General features: G+C 69.5%; 9 protein-coding genes and 2 tRNA genes. 5 read left to right on the forward strand and 6 right to left on the reverse strand.

Features of this window, described 5'->3' with window-relative positions; translation table 11 throughout:
• The first annotated feature begins 19 nt into the window (after nt 1-19).
• Nucleotides 20-667 carry a response regulator gene (locus tag BW996_RS13990; RefSeq protein WP_037481232.1) on the forward strand — a complete coding sequence of 216 codons (648 nt, stop codon included), beginning with the start codon at nt 20-22 and terminating at the stop codon, nt 665-667.
• Between the two features lie 122 nt (nt 668-789).
• Nucleotides 790-3,504, forward strand: coding sequence for a cation-translocating P-type ATPase (locus tag BW996_RS13995; protein ID WP_241461951.1), 2,715 nt, complete (start codon nt 790-792; stop codon nt 3,502-3,504).
• A 69-nt stretch (nt 3,505-3,573) separates the two neighbouring features.
• On the opposite strand, the gene BW996_RS14000 is transcribed toward BW996_RS13995, so the two are convergent.
• The 5 genes from BW996_RS14000 to uvrC all read right to left on the reverse strand — a co-directional run bounded on the left by BW996_RS14000 (nt 3,574) and on the right by uvrC (nt 8,549).
• A tRNA-His gene (locus BW996_RS14000) sits at nt 3,574-3,649 on the reverse strand.
• Between the two features lie 77 nt (nt 3,650-3,726).
• Nucleotides 3,727-5,664 carry a SurA N-terminal domain-containing protein gene (locus BW996_RS14005; RefSeq protein WP_037481229.1) on the reverse strand — a complete coding sequence of 646 codons (1,938 nt, stop codon included), beginning with the start codon at nt 5,662-5,664 and terminating at the stop codon, nt 3,727-3,729.
• Nucleotides 5,665-5,760: 96 nt separating this feature from the next.
• Nucleotides 5,761-5,836: transfer RNA gene (locus BW996_RS14010), tRNA-Val, on the reverse strand.
• Nucleotides 5,837-5,882: 46 nt separating this feature from the next.
• Nucleotides 5,883-6,449: a CDP-diacylglycerol--glycerol-3-phosphate 3-phosphatidyltransferase gene (gene pgsA / locus BW996_RS14015; RefSeq protein WP_037481224.1), complete on the reverse strand. Its 567-nt coding sequence runs from the start codon at nt 6,447-6,449 to the stop codon at nt 5,883-5,885.
• A 54-nt stretch (nt 6,450-6,503) separates the two neighbouring features.
• Nucleotides 6,504-8,549, reverse strand: coding sequence for an excinuclease ABC subunit UvrC (uvrC, locus tag BW996_RS14020; RefSeq protein ID WP_081838075.1), 2,046 nt, complete (start codon nt 8,547-8,549; stop codon nt 6,504-6,506).
• Nucleotides 8,550-8,582: 33 nt separating this feature from the next.
• Between uvrC and earP the strand changes: the two genes are divergently transcribed.
• The 3 genes from earP (at nt 8,583) to BW996_RS14035 (ending at nt 13,477) form a co-directional block, all read left to right on the forward strand.
• A complete protein-coding gene (gene earP / locus BW996_RS14025; protein WP_051631863.1) occupies nt 8,583-9,818 on the forward strand; it encodes an elongation factor P maturation arginine rhamnosyltransferase EarP in 1,236 nt (411 codons plus the stop codon).
• 127 nt (nt 9,819-9,945) lie between these two features.
• Nucleotides 9,946-10,500 carry an elongation factor P gene (gene efp / locus BW996_RS14030; protein WP_037481222.1) on the forward strand — a complete coding sequence of 185 codons (555 nt, stop codon included), beginning with the start codon at nt 9,946-9,948 and terminating at the stop codon, nt 10,498-10,500.
• A gap of 106 nt (nt 10,501-10,606) precedes the next feature.
• Complete coding sequence (locus BW996_RS14035) at nt 10,607-13,477, forward strand: DEAD/DEAH box helicase family protein (RefSeq protein ID WP_076458961.1); 2,871 nt, start codon at nt 10,607-10,609, stop codon at nt 13,475-13,477.
• Here the strand turns inward: BW996_RS14035 and BW996_RS21390 are convergent.
• Nucleotides 13,408-13,732: ISAs1 family transposase (locus BW996_RS21390; RefSeq protein ID WP_139330888.1), on the reverse strand; the 325-nt coding region annotated here is incomplete at its 5' end. The genes BW996_RS14035 and BW996_RS21390 overlap by 70 nt on opposite strands.

The following is a 13,732-nucleotide window of genomic DNA, read 5'->3' on the forward strand; positions in this document are numbered from 1 at the left end:
CTGCCAGGAACCGCACCCCATGCCCATCCGCGTGCTGATCGTCGAGGACAACGCCGTCGCCCGAGGCTTCCTGACGCGTGTCGTGCGCGAGAGCTTCAGCGACGAGCTGAGCTTCGTCGAGGCCGCCGGCATCGAGGCCGCCAGCGCCGCGCTCGATCTGCAGGGCCAGGGCACCGAGGCCTTCCGGCTGATCCTGTGCGACCTGGAACAGCCCGACCAGGCCGGCCTGACGCTGCTGGCGCGGCTGGCCGGCTATCCGGCCATCCGCATCGCCACCACGCTGCATTCCGACGACGACCACCTGTTTCCGGCGCTGCAGTGCGGCGCCAGCGGCTACCTGCTCAAGGAAGACCGCTTCGAGGTGCTGGTCGAGGAGCTGCAGCGCATCGTGCGCGGCCAGCCGCCGCTGTCGCCGTCGATGGCGCGGCGCATGCTGGCCTTCCTGCGCGCCCAGCCTCTGCCCGAGGGTGACGCCCGCGCCCTCACCCCGCGCGAGAGCGAGGTGCTGCTGCAGATCAGCAAGGGCTTCACCGTCAAGGAAATCGCGCGGCTGATGGGCATGAAGGGACAAATGGTCAACGAGCACATCCGCGGCGCCTACCGCAAGCTCGCGCTGACCAGCACGCCCCAGCAGGCCCTGCTGGCCGGCGCCACGCTCGACACCTGACAGACCCCGACACGCCAGATTGACCCAGGTCAAGGCACCGTCCGATCCCCCCGCGCCGACACGCCAGCGACCGAACTTCTCCCCATCCTCCGGGAACCATCCGGAGCAAAGGAGAACCTGGCGTGCCCGCACCGACACCCATCCGCCCCGACCATCCGCCGCCCTCGGACTCGCCCGCCTGGCATGCGCTTGCGCCCGACCAGGCGGTCCGGCATCTGGAAAGCCATGCCGAGCGGGGCCTGCCGGCCGACGCCGCCGCGCGCCGGCTCGCCGAGCACGGCCCCAACGCGCTGCCCGAGGCGCCGCCCCGGCCGCTGTGGCGCACCTTCGCACGGCAGTTCGCCAGCCCGCTGATCGCCATCCTGTTCGTCGCCGCGGCGCTGGCGGTGGCGCTCGGCCACCGGGGCGACGCCGGGGTGATCCTGGCGGTGGTGCTGGTCAACGCGCTGATCGGCACGCTGCAGGAAGGCCGCGCCGAGCGCTCGATGGCCGCGCTGCGCCGGCTGTCGGCGCTGCAGGTGCGGGTGCTGCGCGACGGTGCCGAGCAGGTGGTGGCCGCGCGCGAGCTGGTGCCCGGCGATCTGATGCTGCTGGCCGCCGGCGACGCGGTCGCCGCCGACGCCCGGGTGCTGGATCATGCGCTGCTGCAGGCGGCCGAGGCGGCGCTGACCGGCGAATCGGTGCCGGTGGCCAAGTCGGCCGCGGCGGTGCCGGCCGAGGCCGGCCTGGCCGACCGCAGCGGCATGCTGCATGCCGGCACCCATGTGACCGCCGGCCGTGCCCGCGCGCTGGTGGTGGCCACCGGCAGCCGCACCGAGGTCGGCCGCATCGCCGGCCTGACCGAGGGCGCCGAGGAACCGAAGACCCCGCTGGAGCGGCGCCTGGAGCGCTTCGGCCGGCTGCTGGTGGCGGCCTCGCTCGGCCTGTTCGTGCTGGTGGTGCTGCTGGGATGGTGGCGCGCGCTGCCGCTGCCCGAAGTGCTGATGGTCGCGATCAGCCAGATGGTGTCGATGGTGCCCGAGGGCCTGCCGGTGGCGATGACCATTGCGCTGGCGGTGGGCATGCAGCGCATGGCCGGGCGGGGCGCGATCATCCGCCGGCTCTCGGCGGTGGAAACGCTCGGCTCGGTCACCGTGATCTGCACCGACAAGACCGGCACGCTGACCCGCAACGAGATGACGGTGGTCGGCCTGTGGCTGCCCGACGGCCGCGAGGTGAGCGTCGAGGGCATCGGCTACCGGCCCGAGGGCCGGCTGCGGGTCGGCGAGAGCACGATCGTCGCCGACGACACGGTGCTGGCCCCGCTGCTCGACGCGGCGGTGCTGTGCAATGACGCGGAGCTGGTCGCACCGCAGCCGCAGGCCGGTGATCACGGCGGCTGGACGGTGCTGGGCGATCCGACCGAAGGCGCGCTGCGGGTGCTGGCGGCCAAGGCGGGCCGGGACGGTGCAGCGCTGCGGGCGGCCGCCCCGCGCCATGCCGAGCTGCCCTTCGATGCCGACACCCAGATGATGGCGACCTGGAACGGCGCGCAGGTCTGGATCAAGGGCGCGCCGGAGGCGGTGCTGCGGCTGTGCCGTCCCGAGGACGAGGCCCTGCACGCACGCGCCCGCACCCAGGCCGAGGCGATGGCGGCACGCGCCTGGCGGGTGCTGGCCTTCGCGGTGGTGGAGGCGGCTGCGCCCGACGCCTCGGGCGGCTTCGCGGCCCTCCAGGGCCGGGCGCGGCTGCTAGGCCTGGTCGCCCAGATCGACCCGCCGCGCGAGGAAGTGCGCGAGGCGGTGGCGCAATGCCGCCGCGCCGGCATCCGCACCGTCATGGTCACCGGTGACCATCGCCTGACCGGCCTGGCGATCGCCCGCGATCTGGGCATCGCGCGCGACGGCGACCTGGCGATCGACGGCCGCGAGCTCGAGGGCATGGACGCGGCCGCGCTGCGGGACGCGCTCGACCGCGTCGCCGTCTTCGCGCGGGTGCAGCCGGCACAGAAGCTGCGCATCGTCGAGGCGTTGCAGACCCGCGGCGAGGTGGTGGCGATGACCGGCGACGGCGTCAACGACGCGCCAGCGCTGGCCCGGGCCGATGTCGGCGTGGCCATGGGCATCACCGGCACCGAGGTGGCCAAGAGCGCCGCGCGCATCGTGCTGACCGACGACAACTTCGCCACCCTGGTCGGCGCGGTCGAGCAGGGTCGGGTGGTGCACGCCAACCTGAAGAAGGTGATCCTCTACCTGTTCTCCACCTCGATGGCGGCGCTGGTGGTGCTGCTGCTGGCACTGCTGGCCGGCCTGCCGATGCCGCTGGCGGCGGTGCAGATCCTGTGGATCAACATCGTCACCGAAGGGACCGTCACGGTGAACCTGGTGATGGATCCGCCCGACGGCCACGAGATGCGCCGCCGCCCGGTGCCGCGCGACGCGGCCCTGCTCGACCGCGCGCTGCTGGGCCGGGTGGCGCTGATGGCGCCGACGATCGCCGCGCTCACCTTCGGCTGGTTCGCCTGGCGGCTGGCCGAGGGCGCGCCCGAGGCCCTGGTGCGCAGCGAGACCTTCACGCTGCTGGCGATGTGCTGCTGGTTCAATGTGCTGAACTGCCAGTCGGCCACCGCCTCGGCGCTGGGGCCGCGGCTGCTGGCCAACCGCTGGCTGGCCGGCGGCCTGGCGCTGAGCATCGCGCTGCAGATCGCGGTGCTGCAGGTGCCGGCGCTCGGTGCACTCTTCCATGCACAGCCGCTGCGGGCCTCGACGCTGCTGCCGCTGGCCGTGCTGGCCAGCACGGTGCTGTGGGCGGAGGAACTGCGCAAGCTGAGGGTGCGCGCAGCGCGGCTCACCGCCTGAGCACAAGGCGGCCGAGACGGCCGCCCCAACGCAAAAGGCCCGGTCGCTTGACCGGGCCTTTGTCTTGTCTGGGGTGGCTGATGGGACTCGAACCCACGACGACCAGAATCACAATCTGGGACTCTACCAACTGAGCTACAGCCACCGTCGCTGAGCGAAGAATTGAATTGTAGTACGACTCTTTCTATCTTCGCAAGAGATTTCAGCGAATCTTTTTCAAACTCACTTCGAGGCAGCGCCAGCCGGCTCCTCGGCGGCCTTGGCCTTGGCGGTGATCTCGCTCTTGTAGCGCTTGCGCAGCGCGGCGCGGTAGGCCTCGGTCTCGGCCTGGGCCCACATCGCGGCGTATTGCTGGCGCACCTGCGCGATCGGGCCGGTGTCGGCGGCATCGGCGGCCTGCACCTTCTCGATCATCACCACCGCATGGCCGTCCTGACCGAGATCGACGCCGATCCAGGCCGGCAGCGTGTCGACCGAGGCCTTCAGCACCGCGTCGACGATCGGGCGCGGCAGATCCTGGCTGCGCGCACGCGAGATCGTCTGTGCGGCCGGCAGCTCGGCCAGCGGCGGTGCAGCGGCCTTCCACTTCGCCAGGCGGGCCTCGCCCTCGGTGCGGGCCGCCTTGGCCGCCTTGTCCTGCTGCACCGTGGCGCGCACCGCGTCACGCACGTCGGCCAGCGGCTGGCGGCGCGAAGGCTGATGCGCCAGCACCCGCACCGCGACCATCTGGTTGCCGCCGATGTCGGTGGCCTGCGAGTTGTGCTTGCCGGCGAGGTTGTCGGGCAGGAAGGCCAGCTCGGCCAGCTTCGGGTTGGCCAGCACCGCCGCGCCCTCGGCCTGGGCCGCGGGGCGGTAGTCGCGGGTGAAGCGCTCGACGCGGCGCAGCGTCAGCTTGAGCTGGGCGGCCACCGGCTCGAGCGTGTCTTCCTGCTCGACCAGGTTGGAGAACTGCTCGGCCGCCTCGGCGTAGCGCTTCTGCGCCAGCGACTTGCGCACCTCGGCCTCGATCTCGGCGCGCACCGACTCGAAGCTGCGACGCTCGCCGCCGCGCAGGTCGGTCAGCTCGATGATGTGGAAGCCGAAGTCGGTCTCGACGATGCCGCTGATCTCGCCCTTCTTCATCACGAAGACGGTGTCCTCGAAGGGCTTGACCATCGCGCCGCGCGGGAACCAGTCGAGGTCGCCGCCGTTCGGCGCCGAGCCCGGGTCCTCGGAGTTCTTCTTCGCGACCTCGGCAAAGCTGGCGGGGCTCTTCTTCACCTCGGCCAGCAGCGCCTCGGCCTTGCGGCGGGCGGCGGCCTTGGCGTCGGCCGGGCTGCCGGCCTCGGCCTTGATCAGGATGTGGCGGGCGCGGCGCTCCTGGGCCTGCTCGTAGCGCGAGGCGTTCTCGCTGTAGTACTTGCGCAGGTCGTCCTCGGCGATGCTGATGCTGCGCTCGACCGAGGGCAGATCCAGCACCAGGTACTCCATCGTGACCGACTCGGGCGACTGGAAGCGGCGGGCGTTGGCCGCGTCGTCGTAGTAGGCCTGCAGGTCGGCATCCGTGACCTGGACCTTGCCGAGCTGCTCGCGGGCGTCGAAGCGCACCACCCGCACCTCGCGGCGCTGGTAGAAGGCGTCGACCGCGGCACGCGCGACCGTCTCCGGCGCGAAGGCCGAGAGCGCGATCGCCGAGGTCACCTGGCTCATCGCGATGTCCTGCGACAGGCGCTGCGCGAACATCGCCGAGCTCATGCCCTGCGCGGCCAGCAGCTCCTTGCGCACGCTGCCGTCGGGATTGCGCAGCGACTCGAACTGCGCGTCGGTCTTGAACAGGCGCTCCAGGCGCTGCTCGGTCGGGGTCAGGTGCAGGTCGCGCGCGGCGGCGAAGATCACCCGCTCGTCGACCAGCTGCTCGAGCACGCGCTGGCGCACCTCGGGCGTGTCGAGCATCTTCACGTCGATGCCGGGCATCTGCGCGCGCATGCGCTCGATCTGGTTGCGGTGGGCGTTGTCCCACTCCGAGCGGCTGATGTCCTGGCCGTCGACGCGGGCGACGCTGTCGCGGCCCTCAGAGAACTGGTCATAGCCCTGGATGCCGAACACCACGAAGGACGGGACGATCAGCAGCAGCAGGATGAACTGCAGGATCCGCGTGTGGCGGCGGACAAAATCGAACATCGGCGCTTCCTTGCGACATGAAAAAGGCGAACCGGGGTTCGCCTTTGATGATGCTGCCGCGATCGTCGGGCGCCACCGTGGGCACCGGGAAGATGCTGGTGGGTGCTGAGGGGCTCGAACCCCCGACCTACGCCTTGTAAGGGCGCCGCTCTACCAACTGAGCTAAGCACCCGGTGCGACCCGACTTCCGGCAGGACCGTGACTGTATCAGATCAGCCTCAGCGCGCCTTGGCGCGGATCTCCGGCAGGGCCTTCTGCAGGTAGTAGACCATCGACCAGATGGTCAGCACCGAAGCGATCAGGATCGCCACCGTGCCCCAGAGCCGGGTGTCGATCACGCCGAACACGCGGCCGTCGTACAGCAGGAAGGGAATGGCCACCATCTGCGCGCCGGTCTTGAGCTTGCCGATCATGTGCACCGCCACGCTGCGCGAGGCGCCGATCTGCGCCATCCACTCGCGCAGCGCCGAGATGGCGATCTCGCGGCCGATGATGACCAGCGCCACCAGCGCATTGACCCGGTCGAGCTGCAGCAGGATCAGCAGCGCCGCGCAGACCAGGAACTTGTCGGCCACCGGATCGAGAAAGGCGCCGAAGGACGAGGTCTGGTTGAGCCGGCGCGCCAGCCAGCCGTCAAGCCAGTCGGTCAGCGCCACGACGATGAACAGCACGGTGGCCATCAGGTTGCGCTGCGCCATCTCGACGGGCAGGTAGTAGATCCCGACGATCAGGGGGATGGCGACGATGCGCGCCCAGGTCAGCAGCGTAGGCAGGGTCCAGAACATGCGCGCATTGTGCCTGCAGGCCGCGTGGCGCCGCTGACACGCGGTACCGCGGCGTCAGCGCAGCGCCTGGTAGATCGCCTCGGCCAGATCCGACGAGATGCCCTCGACCGCGGCCAGCTCCTCGACGCTGGCCGCGGCCACGCCGCGCACGCCGCCGAAGCGCTGCAGCAGCCGCGCACGCTTCTTCGGGCCCACGCCGGCGATGTCCTCCAGCCGGCTCGAGCCCGGGCCGGTGCGCACCGAGGCGCGCCGGGCGCGCATGCCGGTGATGGCGTGGCGGTGCGCCTCGTCGCGGATCTGCGCCACCAGCATCAGCGCGGCCGAGTCGCGCCCCAGATAGACCTTCTCGCGGCCGTCGGCGAAGACCAGCTCCTCCAGGCCGACCTTGCGGCCCTCGCCCTTCTCGACCCCGACGATCAGCGAGAGGTCCAGCCCGAGCCGCTCGAAGACCTCGCGCGCGACCGCGACCTGGCCGCGCCCGCCGTCGATCAGCACCAGGTCGGGCAGCCGGGCCTGGCCGGCGCGGCGCGGCGGCGCGGCGCCGCCGTCCTCGCGCGCGGCCTCGGCCAGCCGGGCGTAGCGCCGCTCCAGCGCCTGGCGCATCGCCGCGTAGTCGTCGCCGCCGGTGATGCCGGTGATGTCGAAGCGCCGGTACTGCGCCGGCTGCATGCGATGGCCCTCGAAGACCACGCAGGAGGCGCGGGTGGCCTCGCCGGCGGTGTGGCTGATGTCGAAGCACTCGATGCGCAGCGACTCCAGCCCGCCGTCGATCCCCTCGGGCGCCAGGTCGAGCGCCTCGACCAGCGCGCGGGTGCGCGCCTGCTGCGAGCCCTCCTCGGCCAGCAGCCGCGCCAGCGCCAGCTCGGCGCCCTTGATCGCCATGTCCAGCCAGGCGCGGCGCTGCTCGCGCGGCTGGTGCTGCGCCGCCACCTTGCGCCCGGCCTGTGCCGACAGCGCCGCCAGCAGCTCGCGCGAGACCGCGTGGCTGGTCACCAGCAGCGGCGGGCAGTCGGTGCCGAGGTAATGCTGGGCGATGAAGGCCTCCAGCACCCGCAGCTCGACCGGCGGCGCGGCCTCGGGGACCGCCTCGGTGGCGGCGCCCTCCTCCTCGACCTCGTCGAACTGCAGCGCCATCGCGTCCTCGACATGCGCGGGGAAATGCGCCCGGTCGCCGAGGTGGCGCCCGCCGCGCACCATCGCCAGGTTCACGCAGGCGCGCCCGCCCTGCACCTTCACCGCCAGGATGTCGACGTCGCGGTCGTCCAGATTGAAGACCGCCTGCTGCTGCAGCACCTTCGACAGCGTGGCGATCTGGTCGCGAATCTCGCCGGCGCGCTCGTATTCCAGCCGCTCGGCCGCGTCCATCATGCGCTGCTGCAGGCCGGCGAGCACCTGCTCGGTCTCGCCGCCGAGAAAGCGCGCGGCCTCGCGCACGTCGTGCGCATAGGCCTCGCGGCTGATCAGGTCGACGCAGGGGCCCGAGCAGCGCCGGATCTGGAACAGCAGGCAGGGCCGGCTGCGGTTGGCGAAGACACTGTCCTCGCAGGTCCGCAGCCGGAAGACCTTCTGCATCAGCTGGATGCCCTCCTTGACCGCCCAGGCGCTCGGGTAGGGGCCGAAGTAGCGGTGGCGCCGGTCGACCGCGCCCCGGTAGTAGACGACGCGCGGGAAGTCGTGGCTGACGAACTTCAGGTAGGGATAGCTCTTGTCGTCGCGGAACAGGATGTTGTAGCGCGGGTTGAGCGTCTTGATCAGGTTGTTCTCGAGCAGCAGCGCCTCGGCCTCGGAGCGCACCACGGTCGTCTCCAGCCGCACGATGCGCGAGACCATGTGGCCGATGCGCGTGCCGCCGTGGTCGCGCTGGAAGTAGCTCGAGACGCGCCGGCGCAGCAGCTTGGCCTTGCCGACGTAGAGCAGCTGGTCGTTGGCGTCGAAGTAGCGGTAGACGCCGGGCAGCAGCGGCAGCGCGGCCACCTCGGCCAGCAGCCGCTCGCGGGCGGCTGCTGCGGCGGCGGTCAGCGCGGCGGCGGCGGAGGTCTCGGCGGTCGGCTCGTCGGCCAGCGTCTCGGGCGTCTGCGTCTTCTTCTGCGGCGTCGTCATGGTCACGATTGTGCCGCCCGGGATAATCGCCCCATGACCGAGGAAAGCCCTGCCCCCCTGCTGTGCATTCCGGCCGCGCTGCGCCGCTGGGATCTGTTCTGCCGCGTCATCGACAACCACGGCGACCTGGGCGTGTGCTGGCGCCTGGCGCGCGACCTGGCCGGCCGCGGCGCCGAGGTCCGGCTGTGGATCGACGACGCCTCGGCGCTGAACTGGATGGCCCCCGACGGCGCGCCCGGCGTCGAGGTGCTGCCCTGGCGCGATCCGCAGGACGACGAGCAGCCCGGCGACGTGGTGGTCGAGGCCTTCGGCTGCGATCCGCCGGCGGCCTTCGTCGCGCGCATGGCCGCGCGGGCCGCGTCGGGCGCGCCGGCGCCGCTGTGGTTCAACCTCGAGTACCTGAGCGCCGAGCCTTACGTCGAGCGCTCGCACCGGCTGGCCTCGCCGCAGTGGAGCGGCCCGGGGCGCGGGCTGACGAAGTGGTTCTTCTATCCCGGCTTCACCGAGCGCACCGGCGGGCTGCTGCGCGAGCCAGGGCTGCTGGCGCGCCGCGACGCGCACCACCGCGCGGCCACGCTGGCGCGGCTGGGCCTGCGCCTGGGCGCCGACGATCCGGCCGACCATGCGCTGATGCTGCTGTTCGGCTACGACCAGCCGCTGCTGCCGGCCTGGCTGAACCTGCTGGCCGACGGCCACGGCGGCAGCGTGCGGCCGTCGCGCGCCATCCGCACCACGCTGCTGGTCACGCCCGGCCACAGCGCGCATCAGGTGCACGCCTGGCTGGCCGGACGCGGCCTGCACCGCAGCGAGGCCGGCGTGGAGATCGGCGCGCTGCGGCTGCATTTCCTGCCGCATGTCTCGCAGATCGAGTTCGACCGACTGCTGTGGGCAAGTGACCTGAACCTGGTGCGCGGCGAGGACAGCGCGGTGCGCGCGATCTGGTCCGGCCGGCCGATGCTGTGGCAGCTCTACCGCCAGGACGACGGCGCGCAGGCGCCCAAGCTCGAGGCCTTCCTGGATCTGGCGCTGCAGGGCATGCCCGCGCCGCTGGCGCGGCCGGTGGCCGAGATGATGCGGCTCTGGAACGGGCTGGAGTCGCCGGCGCGGCTGCCGGCGGTGTGGGCGCAGCTCTGGCCGCTGCTGCGCGAGGGCTGGGGCGCGGCCTGCCGCCAGCGCGCCGCGCGCTGGGCGCGCCAGCCCGACCTGAGCAGCGCGCTGCTGGCCGAGGCGATCGCGCGCAGCGGGCACGGCGCGCCGGCAACGTCCTGACGCACGAGCGCGCTAGAATGCCGGGTTTCGCGGTGTGGCGGGTCGATGTCAGCTCACCGCCATCACCGCCATGCCCGGCCGGGCGCACCCGCCAGACCCCGGCCCCAGCTTCCACCGAAAGTCGTCTATGAAACTCGCACAGGAAATCCGCGCCGGCAACGTCATCATGCAAGGCAAGGACCCGATGGTCGTGCTGCGCACCGAGTACAGCCGCGGCGGCCGTGGCGCGGCCACCGTCCGCATGAAGATGAAGAACCTGCTCAACGGCGGCGGCGCCGAAGTGGTCTTCAAGGCCGACGACAAGATGGACCAGATCATCCTCGACAAGAAGGAGTGCACCTACTCCTACTTCGCCGATCCGATGTACGTGTTCATGGACACCGAGTACAACCAGTACGAGGTCGAGGCCGAGAACATGGGCGACGCCCTGAACTACCTGCTCGACGAGATGCAGGTCGAAGTGACCTTCTACGACGGCAAGGCCATCTCGGTCGAAATGCCGACCTCGGTGGTCCGCGAGATCAACACCGAGCCGGGCGTCAAGGGCGACACCTCGGGCAAGGTCATGAAGCCGGCCCGCATCGTCCCGACCGGTTTCGAGATCGCCGTGCCGCTGTTCGTCGAAGACGGCGACAAGATCGAAATCGACACCCGCACGCACGAGTACCGCAAGCGCGTCTGAGCGCAGGGCGACACGCTCGCGACGGAAATCAGAAGCGGCCTGAGGGCCGCTTTTTTCTTGCCTGGTATCGTCTACCTCGTCATTGAAAGAACGACATCAGGCGGGGATGAGAGATACAGATCACTACTACGACCAACATGCGCAGGTGTTCTTCGAAAGCACGGTGCATGTCGACATGGAACCGCTGCGCCAGCGTTTTCTGACGGGCCTGGCGCCCGGCAGTCATCTGCTGGACGCAGGCTGCGGATCAGGCCGCGATGCCTACGCATTTGCGGCACAAGGCTTCCGCGTCAGTGCCTTTGACGCTTCGCCTGCACTGGCTGAACTGGCGGCACGGCACTGCAACTTTCCGGTCGCCATTCGGCGCTTCGAGGAGATGGACGAGGTCGATCGCTTCGATGGCATCTGGTGCTGCGCAAGCCTCCTGCATGTCGCGGAAAACGACATGCCTGACGTTCTGGGCCGCTTGTGGCGCGCCTTACGTCCTGGTGGCGTGATGTACCTGAGCTTCAAGCTCGGGCGGGGAATGCGCGAACATCAGGGCCGCCGCTTCACCGATGCCGACGAGCCCACACTGCGCGGTTGGCTGTCCACGCTGGCCCCGGTGCAAGACATCGAATGCTGGCAAACCGAGGATGTGCGCCCAGAGCGACACGAGCGCTGGATCAATGCATTGGTGCGACGCGCACCCCGGCGCCTGATCACCGGGGGAGATCACGACCCTCTTCTGGGTCAGCTTTCCGCAGCCTGTGCGCTGGCCTGCGAAGTCGATCTGGCGGTGTCCTTCGTGAAAGCCAGCGGCCTGCGACTGCTGCTGGCCGATCTGGAAACCGTGGCCAGACATCCCGGCCGGCGGCTACGCATTCTGACCAGCGACTATCTGGGCATCACCGACCCGGAGGCGCTGAAGTTGCTGATGCTGTTGCAGGAACAAGGCGCCGAGGTCCGCGTCCATGAAACCCGGGATCGCGGCTTTCACCTCAAGGCCTATGTGTTCTCCCGGCTTGTGGATGGACGCCTGATTGAAGGGACCGCTTTTGTCGGATCGAGCAACATCAGCCGGCAGGCACTGACTCATGGCCTGGAATGGAACTACCGCGTGGTTCATCCTGGCGACAGCGGATTCATGGAAATCCGCCAGCGCTTCGATGAGTTGTTTGCGCACCCCAACAATGCGGTGTTGAGCGACACCTGGATTGAGGACTATGTCAGCCGTCGCCTGCCACCCGCCCCCCGCTTGAAACGCACAGGCACCAGCACCAACGGGGCGCCGGAAGAGGATGAGCCTCTGGCACAGCCTCATGCGGTTCAGCAGGCCGCGCTGGCTGCACTGGCCGACACACGCCGCCAGGGCTGGCGCCGGGGTCTGGTGGTCCTGGCGACGGGCCTGGGCAAGACTTGGTTGGCTGCATTTGATGCGCAGCAGATGGACGCCCAACGGATCCTCTTCGTGGCCCACCGCGACGAGATCTTGAATCAGGCTGCAGCGACTTTTCTGCGCGTTCGACCGCGTTCACGGGTTGGTTTTTACAACGGCCGCAGCCGCGACATGGAGGCCGATCTGTTGTTCGCTTCGGTCCAGACGCTTGGACGCACCGCCCATCTCGACCGTTTTTCCCCGACGCATTTCGACTACATCGTCATCGATGAATTCCACCATGCGGCGGCCCCCACCTACCGCCGCCTGCTGGCACATTTTTGCCCGACCTTCCTGCTCGGACTGACCGCAACGCCAGACCGGACGGACCAGTCCGACATCCTGACGCTGTGCGACGACAACCTGGTTCATGTCTGCCCGATGTTCGATGGCATCCGGACAGGTCTGCTGGCACCGTTCCATTACTACGGCATCCACGACGAAGCGGTCGACTACCGGGAAATTCCGTGGCGCAACGGCCAGTTTGATCCTGAAGCGCTGAGCCACCGGCTGGCGACACAGGCTCGTGCGCATCATGCTCACCGGGAATGGCGTGCACGAAGCCAGCAGCGCACCTTGGCGTTCTGCGTTTCGCGTCGCCATGCCGACTTCATGGCAGAGCACTTCCGGCGCGAAGGCATCGCCGCCGCAGCAGTCTATTCAGACTCGACCCTCGGGCGCGCGCAGGCACTGGAACAACTGGAATCCGGCGCCTTGCAGGTGCTGTTCAGCGTCGACCTGTTCAATGAGGGAATTGATGTCCCCGGCATCGATACCGTCATGATGCTGCGCCCGACCGAATCCAAGATCTTGTTCCTGCAACAGCTCGGCCGGGGCCTGCGACGCCACGAAGGCAAGAGCCATCTGGTGGTGCTCGACTTCATTGGCAATCACCAAGCCTTTCTGCGCCAGCCCCAAGCCCTGTTCGGCATCGAGCCCACGCATGAGGCTATGACACGCTTTGCGCTGGAGGTTGAGCGCCAAGAACTAGCGTTGCCACCGGGCTGCTTGGTCAACTACGACCTGCGCGTTATCGACTTCCTCAAGTCGCTGGGTCACAGCGGCGCGCAAGAGACATACGCGACCCTGCGCGATGCCTTGGGGCGGCGTCCGACTTTGACCGAGTACCACCGAGCCGGCGCCAGCCTGACCGCGATGCGAAAGCAACACGGCCACTGGTTTGCGCTGGTGAAACACATGGCGGATCTGCTCCCCACACAAAGCACCATCCTCGAAGCCGCCCAGACCTTGCTGCATGAGGTCGAAATCACCGCGATGACCCGCAGCTTCAAGATGGTGTTGCTGGAGGCCTTCCTGGAACTTGACGGCTTGCGAGCTCCGGTCGAATTGGCTGCGCTGACCCGCCGCTCGCGAGAGGTTCTGGAGCGCAGGAGGGTACTCCTGACGGACCTGTCCGACGACATGCGCCGAGTCTCTGCCGACTCAGCGGCCTGGGCCAACTACTGGCGCCGTAACCCAGGGCGATTGCATCAGCCATCGCTCGAAATTTGTGCAGGGCTGAGTGAGGCTGGAGTCAAGCCGAAGAGCGCCTGGAGGTAGTCATCGCTCCAGCCCATGCGCTTGCGCTTGGTCTTCTGGCTGCCCTTGCCGGCGTCGAGCTTGATCTGGTTCTGGGCGATGCGCCGCAGCGTGGCCATGTTGTGCGGGCCGTGGTCGCGCCGGATCAGGCAGGCATCCTCGCGGTAGTTGACGTCCAGCACCCAGTGGCAGTCGTTCTCGATGGCCCAGTGCGCCCGGATGGTGGCGTTGAAGGCCTGGGCGTCGAGCACCTCGGAGCTGATGTAGTAACGCCAG

Origin of the sequence: Sphaerotilus natans, from assembly GCF_900156335.1 — a bacterium.
In the GTDB taxonomy this organism is placed as follows: domain Bacteria; phylum Pseudomonadota; class Gammaproteobacteria; order Burkholderiales; family Burkholderiaceae_C; genus Sphaerotilus; species Sphaerotilus natans.

Excerpts from the sequence above, each read along its gene's own strand:
- BW996_RS13990 (WP_037481232.1), top strand. The coding sequence starts at position 20 with ATGCCCATCCGCGTGCTGATCGTCGAGGACAACGCCGTCGCCCGAGGC.
- BW996_RS14005 (WP_037481229.1), bottom strand. The coding sequence starts at position 5,664 with ATGTTCGATTTTGTCCGCCGCCACACGCGGATCCTGCAGTTCATCCTG.
- pgsA (WP_037481224.1), bottom strand. The coding sequence starts at position 6,449 with ATGTTCTGGACCCTGCCTACGCTGCTGACCTGGGCGCGCATCGTCGCC.
- uvrC (WP_081838075.1), bottom strand. The coding sequence starts at position 8,549 with ATGACGACGCCGCAGAAGAAGACGCAGACGCCCGAGACGCTGGCCGAC.
- earP (WP_051631863.1), top strand. The coding sequence starts at position 8,583 with ATGACCGAGGAAAGCCCTGCCCCCCTGCTGTGCATTCCGGCCGCGCTG.
- efp (WP_037481222.1), top strand. The coding sequence starts at position 9,946 with ATGAAACTCGCACAGGAAATCCGCGCCGGCAACGTCATCATGCAAGGC.
- BW996_RS14035 (WP_076458961.1), top strand. The coding sequence starts at position 10,607 with ATGAGAGATACAGATCACTACTACGACCAACATGCGCAGGTGTTCTTC.